We start from the raw sequence: 15,576 nt of genomic DNA, 5'->3' as shown, positions 1-15,576 counted from the left end.
CTCGATTTCGGCCTCAAGACTTAAGCTATGCTCAAAAACAGTGATCAGAGGATGGGGCGAATGGATTCAGCCATAGCGGTAGCAACACCGTTCACGCAGGATGCGGATGACGTGGGTGTCGTGTTGCTGGATGCCCAGGGAACGTTGCTCATCATGGATGACTGCGCCAGTCGGCTACTGGGGCTGAGCGAAAGCGTCGCCGCCCTTGTTCCCTCGCCTGCATTGTTTTCTCTCAAGCCTCTGACTTTTGAAAAACACCTGACCCATGCGCGACTCAAAGGGAACTGGCATTTTCAAAGTGCGTCGGCGAACGGCGACACGCTGAAAGTGACACTCGACTACAGGGCACAACAATCCACATTCCTGGTGAAGATCCGCCGCGCCGAACGCATCCACCTTGCCGAACAGGATTATCGCCTGGCGTTCGATTCTGCCGGCACAGGCCTGGCCTTATTGCGAATGAGCGGTGAATGGATCGCGGCCAATCAAATGCTGTGTCAGATGCTTGGCTACACCGAAGAAGAACTTCGCGCCACGTCTTTCCAGCGTTTGACGCATCCGGACGACACCGATATCAGTAAGGATGAATTGCACAGACTCATCCTGGGACACCGTACGAGCCTGACGCTGGAAAAACGCTACATCCGCAAGGACGGCAGCACGCTGTGGGCACGCCTGACCCTGGGCATCGCCCGTAACGCTGATGCAGAAGCGCTTTACTTCGTATCGCAGCTGGAAGACATCAGTGAACATCTCGCCTTGCGCCAGGCATTGTTCAATAACGAACAGAAGTACCTCTCACTGGCCAAAAGCTCACAAAACATCATCCTTCGCTACAACCGGCTAGGACAGCAAATCTATGCCAATCCCGAGCTTGAGCGCGCCCGGGGTTTTCCCAACACTCACATCACCGAACGCGCCTCGACGCACAATCCGCTGGACGAATATTTTCGCACGCAAGTAGAACTCACGCTTTCAACCGGCGTAGCCCATACGTTCCTGCTGGAAAACAAGGACTCGCACTCACGTCGCTCCGTGGATTTCCTCTGCAACCTGACGCCGGAGCATGACGAAACAGGCGAGCTGTGCGGGGTACTGGTCACAGCCCAGGATATCAGTGCGTTGCGCCGACAGGAGCGGGCCGAGAACGCGCGCTCCGCCATTTTTCAAAAGATGGTCACTCACGACACACTCCGGGAGGTGCTGCCACTGCTCGGTGCCTACCTGGATATTCTGACGCCCGGGCTTCACAACGCCATGGCGTTCAAGGCTGTGCCTGGCGACGAATCCCTTCGCGCCCCTCCTACGGACACGTCCTCGATTACAACCTGCCTGGCCGAAGATCTTGATCGACAGCCCGAGCGGTTCGAGCACCATCACTTCATCGCGGATTTGAAAAGCGACGCCGCGGGCCTCGCGTTCAGCCAGCCCGCCTTGCAGGCAGGCTATCGAGGTTGTTGGGTAGAACCGGTGGTCAATAAGACCGGTGTCGCGATGGGGGCCATCCTGTTGTTCGTCGGTGGGGACGCCCAACTGAGCGAGCAGGATCGCAAGCATGCACAAATGGCCAGTCATATCGGTGCCATCGCCTGGGAGCGCTGCTCGGCCCATAGCCACCTGGCGCAAAGCGAACGCCGTTACCGCGAAGTCTTCGACCATTCGCAAGACATGCTTTGCCTGCTCGCCGTGGAAGCCGACCAGCAACTCAGTTGCCTGGAGGCCAATCCAAAGCTGTGCGACATGCTCGCCAAAAGTCACTCGGACATGATCGGCCAATCGTTGGGCCAGTGCCTGGAAAAAGAAGCCGCCAGTATTGTCGAGGCGATCTGCCTGCACTGCATCGCCGTGGGAGCCCCCATCGAACTGGATGCACATCTGCCCTGCGGTCAACGCTCACTCGTTGTCCATTTCAACCTGATACCCGTAGCCGACTCAAACGGGCGCTTGCATCGCCTGGTGTGCATTGCTCGCAACATTACCGACATCCTGGAGGCCCAGCGCAACGAACTGGCCCGGCAGCAGGAAATCGGCACACTGGTTGAAAACTCTCCAGACGGTATTGCACGACTGAGTCGAACGGCAGAGCTGCTGTTCGTCAATCCGGCATTGGAAGCCTGGCTGGATCGCCCGCAAATCGATTTACTGCACAAGGACCTGCTCGAGATTCTGCCGAAAAACCTGCAGAGCCAATTATTCCATGCAGCCGTCATAGAAGCGGTGGAAAAAGGCCAGCCTCTGGAGCATGAATATGTGCTCACCGAGCAACATCGATTGCAACGCGTCTATCACATCAGTCTCGTTCCCGAGCAGAACATCCAGGGGAAAATCGCCACCGTTCTGGCTGTCGTTCGCGACATATCGCAGTTGCGCCTGGCTGAACTGCGCCTGGCTTCGCTCAACAAGCAACTGCGCCAATTGATGTCCAGTCGAGAAAGTGCGCGGGAAGAGGAACGCAAGCTCATTGCGCAGGAGATCCACGATGAGCTCGGACAACATCTGACCGCCATACGCATGGGCACTTCGCTGCTGCGCTTTCAGTACGGCGAACAACTGCCCCAGCTCAGCGAACAGGTGGCACGCCTGCTGCAACTGATCGACCAAACGGTGCAGGTGGTCAGGAACATTTCCACCAGCCTGCGCCCCTCCATCCTCAACATGGGTATCGCCGCGTCACTGGAATGGCTGACCGACACGTTCAAGCAGCAACAAGGCATCGACTGCAACCTGCAGATCCACCCGCAGAAAATCCATTTGGACGATGCCAGCGCAACCGCTGCATTCAGGATCGCCCAGGAGTCGCTGACCAACATCGCCCGGCACGCCGAAGCCACTCGGGTCGATATCACGTTTGAGCAAGGCGAGAACGGCTGGACACTGGAAATCATCGACAATGGCAAAGGCTTCGAGCAACGCGAGCAATCGTCCAGGACCCTCGGCTTGCTGGGAATGCGCGAACGAGGCCTGACCTTGGGGGGAACCACCACCATAACCAGCACCCCGGGCAGCGGCACGACTGTCCAATTACGTGTACCCGCTTCAAGGAGTCAAGACTCATGATCCGTTTAATGGTGGCCGACGATCACACGATCATGCGCGAAGGCCTCAAGCAGTTGTTCGCGCTGGTCAAGGATATTTCCGTGGTGGCAGAAGCGGAGAACGGGGCCCAGGTCCTGGAGTTGTTGCGCCATACCGATATCGACGTGCTGCTGCTCGACATGACCATGCCTGGTTCGAGTGGCGAAGACCTGATCGGCCGTATCCACGCCCATTACCCCAAGCTGCCGATGCTCATTCTGAGCATGCACAATGAAGCCCACATCGCCCAGCGAGCCCTACGCGCCGGCGCTTCAGGCTACATGACCAAGGACCGCGACCCGGAGGCGCTGCTGGCGGCGATCCGCAAGGTGAGCACCGGTGCACGCTACCTCGACCCACAACTGGCCGAACAAATCGCACTGCAAAGCAGCGGTGTGACGCCCGAGAACGCCTCGCAGAGCCTGACCTCCCGTGAATTCCAGATCCTGCGCATGCTGGCCCAAGGGCTGAGCGTCAACCAGATCGCCGAACAACTGGTGATCAGCAACAAGACCGTCAGCACGCACAAGACTCGGCTGATGGAAAAGATGTGCTTTGCCACCAGTACCGACCTGGTGCGCTACGCCTTGAATGAAGGGCTGGTCTGAAGACGCCGCGACTCAGGGCTGATGGCCGCGAACGCCAAGGATGGCGGAAGCGATCTGCTCCAGTGGCAGCTCGCGCTCGACCGCGCCCAGCTTGAACGCCTCGCGCGGCATTCCATACACCACGCACGACTCTTCATCCTGCCCCAAGGTCCTGGCGCCGGCATCACGCATCTCCTTGAGGCCCCGAGCGCCATCATCCCCCATGCCCGTCATGATGATGCCCAAGGCATTGCTGCCGGCGCTGCGTGCGACCGAACGGAACAGTACATCCACCGAGGGTCGATGTCGGCTGACAGGAGGTCCCTGCACAATATCCACCTGGTATTGGGCGCCACTGCGCTTGACCAGCATGTGAGTGCCTCCCGGTGCAATCAGCGCACGCCCGGGAATGATGCGATCACCCTGTACCGCCTCGCGAACCTCGATCTCGCAAACGTGATTGAGGCGCTCGGCGAAGGCGGCGGTAAACTTCTCCGGCATGTGCTGCACGACGACAATGCCTGGACATACCCGCGACAACCCTTGTAGGACCTGTTCAAGGGCCTGGGTGCCCCCGGTGGAAGTGCCTATGGCAACGATGCTTTCAGTCGTGCGAGCCATGGCCATGGACGCAGGGGCCAGGATCGCGTCGGCATTGAGCCGGGGCGGTACATCGACAGGCGCCCGGGCGCCCGCTACGCACCGCATGTTGGCCTTCGCCGCCGCCCTGACGGCCTGGACCAGTTCATCCGCACTTTCAGTCAGGAACTGCCGCAGGTTGGACTGTGGCTTAGTGACGATACTCACTGCACCGGCTGCCAACGCCTGCAAGGTGGTCTTGGCGCCCTTCTCTGTCAGCGTCGAACAAATCACCACCGGCGTAGGCTTTTGCGCCATCAGCTTTTTCAGGAAGGTGATGCCGTCCATTCGGGGCATTTCGACATCCAACACGATGACGTCAGGCCATTGCCTGCTCATCTTCTCCATGGCGTATACCGGATCTATGGCAACATCGATCACCTGGATCCCGCTGGCCTGGTTCAGAACTGCACTCAGCACCTGGCGCACCACGGCGGAATCATCCACGATCAAGACCTTGATATCCGTCATCAGACATTACTCTTGGGCGATTCGAATACTTTGCGTACCGAGTCGGCATGATTGAGCTGAAGGCGTCCGGTGCTCACATCGAACACCAAGTGGCGATACCCCCGGCCACCTACGTGATACACCCGGCATTGCAACCCATGGTCCTGGATCAGGCGCCTGGCGGCGTTGACGTTCTGTTGGCCAATCCCGATAGCGTCACCGCGCTCCACCCCGGGAAACATGTCAGCCCCGCCAAAAAGGCTCACCTCGAACTGCTCGGGCCGGGCACCCGCTTGACGAATGCACTCGAACAGCAGCATCAACGCATCCGTCGCATAACGACCGTTCAGGTGTCCCGCGCCGTGCCCTCCCCGACGAGGCAACATGAAATGACACATGCCGCCCAACAAGCGTTGCGGATGCCAGAACACCAGGGCAACGCAGGAACCCAGTACCGTACATAAGCGCATCTGGCGCCCTCCGAACGCCACCTCGCCGGGCTGCAGGAAATACTCGACCACCCGAGCCATCTCAAGCATCCGGTTTACGATAGATCGAGGGCTTGACCACCTGCAATTCATCGCTGATGCCATTCAGGCTTTCCGAATGGCTCACGATGAAATAGCCACCCGGCCTCAGGTGTTTGCTCAAGCGCTTCACCACCTCGGACTTGGTCTGGTTATCGAAATAGATCATCACGTTGCGCAGGAAAATCACATCGAACTGCCCCACCGAAGGCAGCGCATTGTTCAAGTTGATCGAAGTGAATGTGATCCGTGACGCCAACGCGCGGTCGACCATGAAAATACCGTTGTTGCAACCCACGCCCTTCAGGCAGTACTTGTTCAACAGCGCCTCGGGAATACCGCGGATACCATCCAGTGGGTAGCGTCCGCCCTGGGCTTTTTCCAGCACCCGGCTACTGATATCGGAAGCGAGGATCTCCCATGGCCGGGTGCCCAGGCTGTCGGCCAGCACCATGGCCAGGGTGTAGGGTTCCTCTCCCGTGGAGCAGGCACCACTCCAGATACGCACTGGGCCATTGCCACGAAGCCCGGGAAGAATCACGTCGCGCAGAAACTCGAAATGCTTGGGTTCGCGGAAAAAGTAGGTTTCGTTGGTGGTCAGCAAGTCCACCGCCATTTGCAACTCGGCCCGATCCTTCATCAGCAAACGGTAATAGCTGCCATAGGTGGTCAAGTTGAAAAACTGCAGACGCTTGGCCAAGCGGCCACTGACCAGCTGTTTCTTGGCGACGGATAAGCTGATCCCGGCAATTTCATGAATCATTGACCGGAACTGCTGGAACTCGTTGTCGGAGAGAACGGCATTCATGCTTGCAACCCGTCCTCGTTGATGTTCGAAGGAAACAGCACCGGCCAGTCATCGCTTCCGAGCATGTGCTCGATGTCCAGCAACAAGACGAAACGGTCACTGAGCTTGCCAATCCCCACCACGAATTCAGGGCTAAGGCGCCCCTGGAGTGCCGGTGCCGGCTCGATCTGCTCGGCCGGTATCTCCAGCACCTCGCTGACGGCGTCCACGATGATGCCCACCAGGCCTGTGCCACCGCTGCCGTGGACTTCCAGCATGACGATGCAGGTGCGTGGGTTTTCCAAAGTCTGGGCACCGCCAAAACACAATCCGAGATCCAGCACTGGAATGGCCGCACCGCGCAGGTTGGTGATGCCGCGAACCTTTGGCGGCGCCATCGGCAACGGGGTAATCGGGCCGTATTCGACAATCTCCCGGACGCACAGGGTACCTACCGCAAACATCTCCTGACCCACGCTGAAGGTCAGGTACTGTGGGGCTGCCGTCCCTGGGGCCGGCGAACGCGACGCGGATATGGACATGTTTCACTCCTCGGGACCCACCACAGGCGGCGGCCCCCTCTCAAGACAACGTACGCACGCGTGGGCGCGACGACTCAATGCAACTGGCTGGCGATCTCACGGACACACAGCACCTGGTCGAGCTGAAGCACCGTCAGGAACGCCCCTCGTATCTTGACCATCCCTCGAATGAAGTCTTCACGGATCCGGTTCCCGATCGCTGGCGCGGCCTTGATGTCGGCCAGCTCGATTTCGATCACCTCGCTCACCGAGTCGACGACAATGCCCAGCACGTGGGGTTCGCCTTCCTGGATCAACTCCAGGATAACGATGCAGGTCCTGTTGCCTTGCTGCGTGGTGCCCTTGCCAAAGCGCGCCTGCAGATCGATCACCGGGACCACCGAACCGCGGAGGTTGATTACCCCGCGGATAAAATCCGGCATCATCGGTACGCTTGTCACCTGGCCGTATTCGATGATCTCGCGCACACACAAGGTATCGATTGCATAGACCTCCCTGGCGGACACGAATGTCAGGAATTGCAGGAACTCGCTGTCGCAAGGGCTCTGCGGCGCATACTCGAAATGACTCACGACTGCAGCGTCCATGGCTCAACTCCCGAAGCGAATGAAACCGCCTTCCTGGGCATGCTCACTGCTTTGCATGCCGCCCAGGCTGGAAGAAGCGGCCCGAGGAACGGCAGACACCGCCACCCGACCCTGCAGGGTGAAAAAGCCCATCAACTCCTGCAACTGTTCGGCCTGGCTGCTCATTTCCTCGGCGGTGGCGGCCAGTTCCTCGGAAGCCGAGGCGTTTTGCTGAGTGATCTGACTCATCTGCGACATGGCGGTATTGATCTGCTCGGAACCGATGGACTGCTCTTCAGATGCAGCGGCGATCTCCTGGACCAAATCGGAAGTCTTGGTGATCGAGGGCACGATTTCATCCAGCAGGTTGCCGGCCCGTTCAGCCAGGGCAACACTGCTTTTGGCCACCTGGCCGATTTCCTGCGCCGCGACCTGGCTACGTTCAGCAAGTTTGCGCACCTCAGCGGCGACGACCGCAAAGCCCTTGCCATGTTCACCGGCACGGGCCGCTTCGATGGCCGCGTTGAGCGCCAACAGATTCGTCTGATAGGCAATCGAGTCGACGATCCCAATCTTCTCCGCGATGGTTTTCATGGCCGAGACGGTGTCCTTGACGGCCTGCCCACCCTCGCTCGCTTCCTTGCTCGCCTTGCCGGCCATGCCATCGGTCACCTTGGCGTTCTCGGTATTCTGAGAGATCGACGCCGACATTTGCTCCATCGACGCCGACGTCTCTTCAACCGACGCCGCCTGTACCGAAGCCGATTGGCTGATGCTCTGGGCCGTGGCGGAGATCTCTTCCGAGGCACTGGAGAGCGAATCGGCGGAACTGCGAACCTCGCCGATGATCTGCGAGAGTTTGCTCACCGTTTCGTTGACCGCGTTCTTCAGGTCTTGCAGGCTGCCCTGGTAATCACCTTTGACGCTGCGGGTCAGGTCACCACCGGACAGGGCCACCATGACCTCCATCGCCTCGCTGAGCGGCGCGACGATCGAGTCCAGCGTGCTATTGATCCCCGCCACGATGCGGCGGAAATCCCCTTGATGGCGAGTACTGTCCGCACGGGTATCGAGCCGGCCGACCACCGCATTCTCGCTGAGCATCTGGGTGTCTTCGATCAGCGCCTGGATGTTGCGGCGCAGTTGTTCGATGTTGTCGTTGATAAAGGCTTTTTTGCCGGGGAACTGGGCCAGGGGCGCCGACAGGTCGCCTTCACCGAAAGAACGTATGCAAGCCATGGCCTGTTTTTTCACGCTGATGTGGCCATCGACCATGTCGTTGATGCCTTGGGCGATCTGACGGTACGAGCCTTGGAATCGCTGTACGTCGATATGCACATCGATGTCACCTTTCTCATGCTCCTCCGACATGTGACGCATCTCTTCGATCAACGCCATGATGGTGCTGCGCAGATGCTCGATGGTGACGTTAATGAACGCCTTCTTGCCGGGGAACGCTTGCAGAGGCGCCTGCAGATCGCCCTCGCTGATCGACTTGATGCAGGCCATCGCTTGCTTCTTGACGTTGATATGCCCGGCAACCATGTCGTTGATACCTTGCGCCATCAGCCCATAACTGCCAGCGAAGCGTGCCGCATCGATCTGCACGTCGATGTCGCCTTTGTCGTGCTCCGCGGACATCTGGGTCATATCGCTGATCAACTGATTCAAGGTCCCGCTCAGGCGGTCCATGGAACCCATCAGTCCGGTACGTTCAAGGCCATTGCTACTGCCTTGCACGTCCAACTGCCCGGCCACGAACCGCTCCGCCAGCAGGCGTACATCGTCGGGCTCGCCGCCCAAGGTGTGCAGCAGCCGGCGTACCAGGAAGAAACCGATCAAGCCGATCACCAGCAAGGTGGCGCCACCGACCAAGGCAATGCTGTAGATCGCCGTCTGTTCGGTCGATGCCGCGATCGCTGCGTTTTTTCGTCCCAGGTCCAGGTTGTGCTGGCGGATATCACTCAAGGCCGAAGTAACCTTTTCACGTGTCACGTCCAGGTCGAGCAGCACAGTGCGGGCTTCAGGGGCTGCATTGCGCAGGGCGTTGTCGAAACGCTCCACACCCCGGTTGTATTCGTTGACTGTGCTGCGCAAGGCGCTGAGCAGCGTCGCATCACGATCGTCGGAGACGAACTCTTTCTGGTAGCGATCGAGTGCCTGGAGTACCGACTCCTTGTCACTTTGCTGGGAACTGGCAGGTCCGGACAGGCTCTGCCATTGGCGGCTGTGGCTATCTGCAAGGGCCAGGGCCACATGATCCAGCAACTGCAGGCTGGGCACGGTATTGACTTGCGCATAGCTGGCGGTGCTCCTGACCCCACCCATCAGATAAAGACTGAGACTGACTAGGACCAGGATGCCCAACAGAGCAGAGGCGACCAGCAGCGAGATATTTTTTTTGACGGTCATGATGCTGTACTCCAGGGAAAACTATTGAGTCAATTCAGGGCTGAGGGTCGTACCGTGCTTCTGTCGGCTGACGACTTGCCCGAGTAGTTTGGGAATATCCAGGATCAACGCGACTGCTCCGTTCCCCAGGATGGTGAAGCCGCCCAGTCCATGAGCTGTACCGAAAATCTTGCCCAGCGGCTTGATCACCGTCTGGAACTCACCCAGCAATTGATCGACGACCAGGCCCACCCGCATCCCCGCGTAATGCACCACCACGATGTTTTCACGGCCATGGTTAGGCTCATCGATGGCGAACATCTCGCGCAGGCGCAGGACTGGAAGCACCGAGCCCCGCAGGTCTAGGAATTCTTGATTGCCGTAGTCGTCGGTCGACAGTTCGATGCACTCCTCGACCAGGTCCAGAGGCACGACATAGGAGGCATTGCCGACCCCGATCAGAAAACCATCGATGATGGCCAGGGTCAGCGGCAGGCGGATACGCACCGTGGTGCCCACGCCCTCCTCGCTTTCCAGATTGACCGAGCCGCGCAGGGCAACGATGTTCCGTTTGACGACATCCATTCCCACGCCGCGCCCGGACAAGTTGCTGACCTGATCGGCCGTGGAAAAGCCGGGTTCGAAAATCAGGTTGAGAATGTCGCCGTCGGCCAACTGTTGCCCTTCGGCAACCAGGCCGCGCTCCATCGCCTTGGCCAGGATGCGTTGCTTGTTCAGGCCACCACCGTCGTCACTGACTTCAATGACGATGCTGTTGGCCTCGTGATAAGCATTGAGGCGAACCGTGCCCTGCTCCGGCTTGCCACGTTCACGACGCAGTTGGGAGGCTTCTATGCCGTGATCCATGGCGTTGCGCACCAGGTGGGTCAGGGGATCGCCGATGCGCTCGACCACCGTCTTGTCCAGCTCGGTCTCGGCGCCAAGTACTTGCAAGACGATGTCCTTGCCCAACTCCTTGGATACATCGCGCACCACCCGCTGGAAGCGGTTGAATGTGCCGCCAATCTGCACCATTCGCAGGGTCAGGGCACAGTCGCGCACTTCCTCGACAAGACGCGAGAGCGAACTTGTCGCTTCAATCAGCTCGCCGATGCCGCTTTGGATGGCCCCCAGATTGGCGCCAGCACCGGCGATGATCAGCTCGCCCACCAGATTGATCAGTTGATCCAGTTTGCCGGCGTCGACCCGAATCAGATTACCTTCGGCCGGACGGGCCTCTTTTGCCCCCCGGCTCTTGGTCACGTCATCGCGCATCGCCTGGTCTGGCACCACCGGGGCAATCGCAACAGTCGTCGACTCGTCAGAAGACGAACCGGCCAGCCATGCCTCACGGGTCACGGAACCACAGGCGACAAAGGCCTCTACCATGGCATCGGGCTCAGCTTCGAGACGGCCGATCAACGCCCGGAAACCCGTCAAGTCGCCGTTGCACGGCAACACGCAGATCTGGCTGCCCTCGCGAACAAAGTCGAAGGCCCCTTCAATGGTGGCCTGGCCGGCATCGCTGACAAACCCCAGTTCAAACCCCAGGTAACACGCTTCCGGATCCATCGTCGCGATATCCGGCATGCCATCGGTCATGCATACGACTGCACTGATTTGGCCGAAACTGTTGAGGTAGCGCAGCAACGAAAGCGGATCCATACCGTTACGCAGGACGTCCGGACACAGGCGAAGGGACAGATGCCAACGCGCGGCACAAGCCGATTGCGGCGGCTCGATCGGTACCTGGGACAGCTCCGGTTCGTGACGGTTTTCCAGGTAACGGTTGAGACGCTCGACCAACGCCGCGCCCTGCCGCTCATGCTCTGCGGTCATGCCTTGCAAGTCACCGTGGCTGGCCAGCAATTCAATCAGCGTGCACAGGTGGTCCCGCACTTCCAGGAACAAGGCACTCAGCGACTCGTCCACCCGCAGTTCATGTCCACGGACGCGATCCAGTACGCTTTCAGCCACGTGGGTAAAGGCTACGATCGGCGTGAAGCCAAACAGGCCGGCGGAACCTTTGATGGTGTGGGCGACGCGAAACAGCGCGTTGATGGTGTCCACATCGTCCGGCGCCTGTTCGATCTGCAACAGCGCGTCTTCCATCAGAAGCAAGAGCTCTTGGCTTTCGGCGATGAACGTCTGTAGCACGTCGTCCAGATTCATGGGCGAACTCATGGTTTCAACCTCTCTGCCGACGGGTCGTCGACTCGTCGAAAAAGCTGTGCAGCCCACTCATATCCAGTGCATCGAGCACCGCTGTGCTGGGATTGCTCAGCAACAGACTGGAGCCGTGGCGCAGTGATTCCTGCTTGATCAGCACCAGCAACTGGAGCCCGGCGGTATCCATTTCGTCCACGCCCCCCAGATCCATTTCGACTTCCTGAGCCAAGGGAAACAGCTCCACCAACAGGTCTTTGCGTTCAGCGGCGGTGTAAATGGTCAGCGGCCCTTCGAGAACCAGAATCCGACGCAGACAAGCCGTGGTGTTTGTCATGACAACCTCCTTTTCCAGGAACTCTGGGCAGTGCTACGGCATGATCAGTTTGGAGACGGCGCCCAGCATCTGAGCCGGCTGGAAGGGCTTGACCATCCAGGCCTTGGCACCGACGGCCTGGCCCTGTTGTTTCATGGCCTCACCGGTTTCGGTGGTCAGCATGATCACGGGCGTGAACTTGTAGGCCGGCAGCTGTTTGGCTGCCTTGATGAAGCTCAGGCCATCCATGTTCGGCATGTTCACGTCACTGACAATCAGGTGGATCTTGCGTCCGTCCAGTTTGGTGAGGGCATCGCGGCCGTCGACACCTTCAATGACCTCGTATCCGGCGCCCTTCAAGGTGATGCTCACCACTTGGCGAATGGAAGCAGAGTCATCGACAATCAGGATGGTTTTGCTCATGGGGAAACTCCCTAGAAAAAAGTGATCTCGGATGAAGGACTGCTCACCACAGGCTTACCGTGATGGATCGCGTGCTGTTCAGGCATCGTGTAGGTGCTTGCCAATTGCTCAAGCCAGGTATCAGCGATAATCGGGCCAGGTGTACCGCCGGCGAGGGCCAGTTGCTGGCGTTCGGCGATATGCGCATGCAGCTTGCAAAGATCGTTGTTGACCAGGGAAAGCATCTGGCCCACCCGATCCTGGAACTGCAGGGCGACCAGTACCCCCGATATCTCAATGGCAACGTTTTCGCTTTGCTGCTGGAGACTGCTGCTGGTATCGACGATGGCCTGGGCGTTGTGCCGGAAGTGCTCGATCACCTGGGACACCAGTTGCTCTGACTGAGCCAGGGTTTGCGAATCCTGCTGCGCCTGATGCCGGGAAAGCTCGACGGTGCGGGAGATGGCAGCATTGACAGTGTTCACCGTTTCACTGATTTTCTGCCCCGTCTCCCCGGATAAGCTGGACAGCTTGCGCACTTCATCCGCCACCACCGCGAAGCCGCGCCCGGCATCCCCTGCCCGCGCCGCTTCAATGGCAGCGTTGAGCGCCAGCAAATTGGTCTGTTGGGCGATATCACCGACGAACTTGGCCATTTCCTGCAACTGCGAAGTGAAGTCGGAAAGGAGCAAGACCTCCTTGAGCTCCGACTCCTTGCGCAAAAGCGCGTCGCGCAGGGCAACCATGATCGAATCCAGGTCCCGCTGGCCAACTTCAAGGATTTCCAGCAACCGAGCTCCTGAACTCTGGCCTGCGCCGTGGGAAGCAGAAGCACTGATGTCCCCCGACAACGTCGCGAAGCGGTTGCTCAGCTTGAGGATCGATTCCTCGCTGAGGATGCGCGCCGCTTCGATCTGGTGGCTCCAGATCGGCAGTACCTGCGCGCACACTTCGCCCAGCCCTTCATCGGGTGAAACGGCCAGCGGGAGGTGACCTGGCTGATCGTCTTGCCGGGCGTGCAAACGGCGGCTCACTAAACGCTTGCTCCACATGCCCATGAACAGCGAGCCCAGCAGGACAAAAGCGCAACTGACTGCACTGCGCAGGGTGAAGTCCGCGTTGATCAGAATCGCGGCGCAACCGAGCGCTCCCGTCAAACCCGCAGGCAGCAGCATCAAGATCAGGGGGGAGGAAATTACCTGTCCTTTCACCTTCATCTCTCCAGTTCAGTGCGGATCCGGCGGGATCTGCGCAAGAGCATCCACCCTTGGGATGCCCGGTTTTGTTGGCCTGAAGAGATAATGGCCAAGTAGTGGCAGCGAAACTATCGGAGCATCCTGATTTGCAGCTAAGGATTGCGGCTGCGCTGTAGGAGAATTCCTACGCCCCGCTGACAGCCCCCAAGACGCAAAAAAAAACCAGCGACAAGCGCTGGTACGAAAACTCAGGCTCGCACCGCGCTACCCGAAATGCGCCTCGCTGCCTTGCACCTTGCCGGCCCAGAGCACTTCAAGGTTCTTGAAACCCCAGGTTTTCTCCGACTCGAAGCTGACAATCCTGTCCTGCCCGCAGGCCAGATCAACGCTTTCGGGCGGAAGTGGCGTGCGACTCGACGCCGAGAAGAAAACCTTCACGGTGGGCGTGAGCAAACATTCGGCGTGCTGCTCCATGACCACCGCCAACCTGCCGCTTTGCAGGCGCACCAACGCGCCCACCGGATAGATACCAATGCATTTGACGAAGGCGTGAAAGACTTTCTGATCGAAATGCCCAGTCCATCCGGCCATTTTTCGAATGGATTCGGCGGGGCACCAGCGATCTCGATAAGGTCGGTCGGACGTCACGGCGTCATACACATCGCACACAGCAGCCATGCGCGCGAATAGGCTGATTTGGGTTCCGCACAACTTATGGGGATAGCCAGTGCCGTCCACCTTCTCATGGTGATGCAGACAAACGTCCAGCACCCGGGCCGTGAAATGCCTGCTGTCGGACAGCATCCTGGCTCCCGCCTCAGGGTGGGTGCGCATCGTCGTATATTCGTTGTCATTCAAGGCTAATGGTTTAGCCAGGATGGCCGTGGGTATCGTCATCTTGCCCACGTCATGCAGCAAGCCGGCCAACCCGGCCTCTTCCACCAGCGGCGGTGGTAGATCCAGTTGACGAGCCAAACCAATCATCAACCCACAGACCGCGACGGAATGCATGTAGGTATATTCATCGGCGTTCTTGAGGCGCACCAGACTGAGCAGTGCGTCAGGATGACGTAGCAGCGAGTCGGATATTTCACCCACCATGTCCGTGACGCGATCGAGCTCAACGATACGCCCCATTCGCAAATCGCCGAACATCTCCATGACCGCAGCCTTGGACCTGGAGCAAAGCTTGAGCGCCCTCGACAACTCTTCACTCATCGACACCCGGGGATGGGGGCCGGCGGCTTGCGCGCAAGATTGGTCAGACGCACAAGGAGGTTGCCGTCCACCCCGATCCGCCTGCACAAGGCTTTCATCAGGCGCAGAAGCCGGCACATCCGCCCCCTTTGAAGGGTCGATCCATGCACCGGCGATGCCTGAAACAAGGATTTTTTCCAGCACTTCTTCATTCTGGATCAGGAAGCTCTTGTTCCAGAACGGACGTTCTACACAGGAACCAGATAGCTCCTGGACATACATTCCTACGCAAAGATCGGTCACGCCGATATGTTTCAGCACGATGCAGATCCCCTTTCTAACCCCAACCGACTTCCCTGAATTGTCCGAACGCAATCACCAAGTGCGGTATGTCTTGGATTGGTTTCAGGATGCCACTCCGGCCTTTGAATAATAGCCATGAGCCATTAAGCATAGAATCAGAGCAGTCCTATTTAGGCTTAGGGATTTAGGATGATGGCGTAGGAATTTCCCTACAGCGCTCCGTTCAACGGACATGGTTTCCAACAGAGTGAGCTATTTTATTTTTGCTTTGCGCGGCAGGAAAACCTGGCTATTCATGCGCAGGTTCGGCCTTGACCTTACCGCGAAAGACCCAAAATCCCCAGATGTTGTAAGCCAGTGTCACTGACACCAGAACAGCGAAACCGATGAGTATGATGCCTCCCACGCTGGCAATCAGCCCAGCGCGCGCCA

Annotated in this window: 13 protein-coding genes; 2 read left to right on the top strand and 11 right to left on the bottom strand. The window is 58.8% G+C overall.

Annotated elements, in window-relative coordinates; all coding sequences use genetic code 11:
- Positions 1-60: 60 nt before the first annotated feature.
- The gene (locus tag BM317_RS06910; RefSeq protein WP_092168983.1) at positions 61-3,057 is read left to right on the top strand and encodes a sensor histidine kinase; all 2,997 of its coding nucleotides are present in this window, start codon (positions 61-63) and stop codon (positions 3,055-3,057) included.
- A complete protein-coding gene (locus tag BM317_RS06905) occupies positions 3,054-3,683 on the top strand; it encodes a response regulator (RefSeq protein ID WP_092168985.1) in 630 nt (209 codons plus the stop codon). The genes BM317_RS06910 and BM317_RS06905 overlap by 4 nt, the downstream gene beginning before the upstream one ends.
- Before the next feature lie 12 nt (positions 3,684-3,695).
- On the opposite strand, the gene BM317_RS06900 is transcribed toward BM317_RS06905, so the two are convergent.
- The 11 genes from BM317_RS06900 to BM317_RS06850 form a co-directional block, all read right to left on the bottom strand.
- Positions 3,696-4,772, bottom strand: coding sequence for a protein-glutamate methylesterase/protein-glutamine glutaminase (locus BM317_RS06900; RefSeq protein WP_092168988.1), 1,077 nt, complete (start codon positions 4,770-4,772; stop codon positions 3,696-3,698).
- A complete protein-coding gene (locus BM317_RS06895; RefSeq protein ID WP_368665045.1) occupies positions 4,772-5,290 on the bottom strand; it encodes a chemotaxis protein CheD in 519 nt (172 codons plus the stop codon). Before BM317_RS06895 ends, BM317_RS06900 begins: the two co-directional genes overlap by 1 nt.
- Positions 5,283-6,086, bottom strand: coding sequence for a CheR family methyltransferase (locus BM317_RS06890; RefSeq protein WP_060742933.1), 804 nt, complete (start codon positions 6,084-6,086; stop codon positions 5,283-5,285). Before BM317_RS06890 ends, BM317_RS06895 begins: the two co-directional genes overlap by 8 nt.
- Positions 6,083-6,607: a chemotaxis protein CheW gene (locus BM317_RS06885; RefSeq protein WP_092168991.1), complete on the bottom strand. Its 525-nt coding sequence runs from the start codon at positions 6,605-6,607 to the stop codon at positions 6,083-6,085. The genes BM317_RS06890 and BM317_RS06885 overlap by 4 nt, the downstream gene beginning before the upstream one ends.
- 74 nt (positions 6,608-6,681) lie before the next feature.
- A complete protein-coding gene (locus tag BM317_RS06880; RefSeq protein WP_060742935.1) occupies positions 6,682-7,194 on the bottom strand; it encodes a chemotaxis protein CheW in 513 nt (170 codons plus the stop codon).
- Between the two features lie 3 nt (positions 7,195-7,197).
- Positions 7,198-9,585: a methyl-accepting chemotaxis protein gene (locus BM317_RS06875; RefSeq protein ID WP_092473637.1), complete on the bottom strand. Its 2,388-nt coding sequence runs from the start codon at positions 9,583-9,585 to the stop codon at positions 7,198-7,200.
- A 21-nt stretch (positions 9,586-9,606) separates the two neighbouring features.
- The gene (locus BM317_RS06870) at positions 9,607-11,736 is read right to left on the bottom strand and encodes a chemotaxis protein CheA (protein WP_092473635.1); all 2,130 of its coding nucleotides are present in this window, start codon (positions 11,734-11,736) and stop codon (positions 9,607-9,609) included.
- Positions 11,737-11,752: 16 nt separating this feature from the next.
- Complete coding sequence (locus BM317_RS06865; protein WP_092473632.1) at positions 11,753-12,067, bottom strand: STAS domain-containing protein; 315 nt, start codon at positions 12,065-12,067, stop codon at positions 11,753-11,755.
- A gap of 33 nt (positions 12,068-12,100) precedes the next feature.
- Positions 12,101-12,469: a response regulator gene (locus BM317_RS06860; protein WP_013692986.1), complete on the bottom strand. Its 369-nt coding sequence runs from the start codon at positions 12,467-12,469 to the stop codon at positions 12,101-12,103.
- 11 nt (positions 12,470-12,480) lie between these two features.
- The gene (locus BM317_RS31015) at positions 12,481-13,194 is read right to left on the bottom strand and encodes a methyl-accepting chemotaxis protein (RefSeq protein ID WP_256574077.1); all 714 of its coding nucleotides are present in this window, start codon (positions 13,192-13,194) and stop codon (positions 12,481-12,483) included.
- Positions 13,195-13,908: 714 nt separating this feature from the next.
- Positions 13,909-15,162, bottom strand: a complete 1,254-nt coding sequence (locus BM317_RS06850; RefSeq protein ID WP_092169003.1) for a cyclic di-GMP phosphodiesterase — start codon at positions 15,160-15,162, stop codon at positions 13,909-13,911.
- Positions 15,163-15,576: the final 414 nt, after the last annotated feature.

Source organism: Pseudomonas sp. NFACC24-1 (assembly GCF_900115235.1).
Classification (GTDB): Bacteria; Pseudomonadota; Gammaproteobacteria; order Pseudomonadales; family Pseudomonadaceae; genus Aquipseudomonas; species Aquipseudomonas fluorescens_AA.
The sequence above is the reverse complement of the archived record's forward strand: the minus strand, read 5'-3'. Positions and strand labels throughout refer to the sequence as shown.

Excerpts from the sequence above, each read along its gene's own strand:
- BM317_RS06910 (WP_092168983.1), top strand. The coding sequence starts at position 61 with ATGGATTCAGCCATAGCGGTAGCAACACCGTTCACGCAGGATGCGGAT.
- BM317_RS06905 (WP_092168985.1), top strand. The coding sequence starts at position 3,054 with ATGATCCGTTTAATGGTGGCCGACGATCACACGATCATGCGCGAAGGC.
- BM317_RS06880 (WP_060742935.1), bottom strand. The coding sequence starts at position 7,194 with ATGGACGCTGCAGTCGTGAGTCATTTCGAGTATGCGCCGCAGAGCCCT.
- BM317_RS06860 (WP_013692986.1), bottom strand. The coding sequence starts at position 12,469 with ATGAGCAAAACCATCCTGATTGTCGATGACTCTGCTTCCATTCGCCAA.
- BM317_RS06865 (WP_092473632.1), bottom strand. The coding sequence starts at position 12,067 with ATGACAAACACCACGGCTTGTCTGCGTCGGATTCTGGTTCTCGAAGGG.
- BM317_RS31015 (WP_256574077.1), bottom strand. The coding sequence starts at position 13,194 with ATGGTTGCCCTGCGCGACGCGCTTTTGCGCAAGGAGTCGGAGCTCAAG.
- BM317_RS06875 (WP_092473637.1), bottom strand. The coding sequence starts at position 9,585 with ATGACCGTCAAAAAAAATATCTCGCTGCTGGTCGCCTCTGCTCTGTTG.
- BM317_RS06890 (WP_060742933.1), bottom strand. The coding sequence starts at position 6,086 with ATGAATGCCGTTCTCTCCGACAACGAGTTCCAGCAGTTCCGGTCAATG.
- BM317_RS06885 (WP_092168991.1), bottom strand. The coding sequence starts at position 6,607 with ATGTCCATATCCGCGTCGCGTTCGCCGGCCCCAGGGACGGCAGCCCCA.
- BM317_RS06870 (WP_092473635.1), bottom strand. The coding sequence starts at position 11,736 with ATGAATCTGGACGACGTGCTACAGACGTTCATCGCCGAAAGCCAAGAG.
- BM317_RS06900 (WP_092168988.1), bottom strand. The coding sequence starts at position 4,772 with ATGACGGATATCAAGGTCTTGATCGTGGATGATTCCGCCGTGGTGCGC.
- BM317_RS06895 (WP_368665045.1), bottom strand. The coding sequence starts at position 5,290 with ATGCTTGAGATGGCTCGGGTGGTCGAGTATTTCCTGCAGCCCGGCGAG.